At 61.7% G+C, this 1,118-nt stretch carries 2 protein-coding genes; one reads left to right on the top strand and one right to left on the bottom strand.

Features of this window, described 5'->3' with window-relative positions:
* Positions 1 to 484, bottom strand: a 484-nt coding sequence (locus EOA36_RS35930) for a homogentisate 1,2-dioxygenase (protein ID WP_127281278.1), incomplete at its 3' end; no start/stop codon positions are given.
* Between the two features lie 86 nt (positions 485 to 570).
* On the opposite strand from EOA36_RS35930, the gene EOA36_RS35925 reads away from it, so the two are divergent.
* Complete coding sequence (locus tag EOA36_RS35925) at positions 571 to 1,008, top strand: MarR family winged helix-turn-helix transcriptional regulator (RefSeq protein WP_189522170.1); 438 nt, start codon at positions 571 to 573, stop codon at positions 1,006 to 1,008.
* The last annotated feature ends 110 nt before the right edge of the window (positions 1,009 to 1,118 follow it).

Here is a 1,118-nt window from a genome sequence, read left to right as displayed (position 1 = left end):
GCCGCAAGCTGCCCACCTGCGGGACGACCAGCAATTCGCCGTCGGCATTGAAGAAATGATCATCGACCATCGAGCGATTGGCGACATAGACATGGGCGGCCATGCCGGTCTGCCCGAGCACGTCACCGGCCGTGGTGATGCTGCGCATGCCCTGGATGAAATCGGTCGGCTCCTTCGGCATCGGCACCGGATTCCAGCGGTACTGGCCAAGCGCCAGTTCGTGGTCGCCGACATTGGGGGCAGCCTTCCACAGCGGGTAGCCGGCTGCCTTGAAGCGGCCGGTGTGCTTGACACTTGGCCGGATGCGATAGAGCCAGGAACGCTCATTGGTGCCGCGCGGCGCGGTGAAGGGCGAGCCGGAAAGCTGCTCGGCATAGAGGCCGTAGGCCGGCCGCTGCGGCGAGTTTCGCCCCTGCGGCAGCGAACCGGGCAATGTCTCGGTCTCAAAATCGTTGCCGAAGCCCGGCATGTAGGAAAAGGCCATCGCTTCCTCCCGGATTGACCAAACTGGTTTCATTTGTAACCATTGAAAATGTAACTATCAATCTTCCGTTTTTCCGGATGCGGACAATGGACATTCTCGAACTCGAAAGCTTCCTTCCCTACCGGCTCTACCGGCTGGCCGACGCGGTCAGCCGCGAATTCTCGAAGGTCTATAAGGACCGCCATGGCCTGACCCGGCCCGAATGGCGCACGCTATCCGGACTTGGACAGCGCGGCACGATGACCGCGACGGCGCTCGGCGAACAGTCGGCCATGCACAAGACCAAGGTTTCGCGGGCCGTGGCTGAGCTGGAACGAAGGCGATGGCTGCTGCGCAGGCCAGACGAGAACGACCGGCGTGTGGAGCATCTGGCTCTGACCAAGGCCGGGCTTGCCGCCTATCGCGAGATGGTGCCGCTGGCGAAGGCGTTTGAGAAAGAGTTGCTGGCCAAACTAAGCGTGGACGAACGTGCGGCGATTATGAGCGGAGTGGCGGCGCTGGAGATGGCGTTGGAAGGAAAATAGAGCTGATAGACTGGCGGGACAGCGAAGGAACTACGTCTCTATCGACGCGTCTCACCAATCCATCACCACCTTGCCCGAACTGCCGCTGCGCATCGCGTCGAAACCCGACT

This window comes from Mesorhizobium sp. M8A.F.Ca.ET.021.01.1.1 (genome assembly GCF_003998025.1).
GTDB lineage: Bacteria > Pseudomonadota > Alphaproteobacteria > Rhizobiales > Rhizobiaceae > Mesorhizobium.
The sequence above is the reverse complement of the archived record's forward strand: the minus strand, read 5'-3'. Positions and strand labels throughout refer to the sequence as shown.

Coding starts and splice junctions, on each gene's coding strand:
- EOA36_RS35925 (WP_189522170.1), top strand. CDS start 571: ATGGACATTCTCGAACTCGAAAGCTTCCTTCCCTACCGGCTCTACCGG.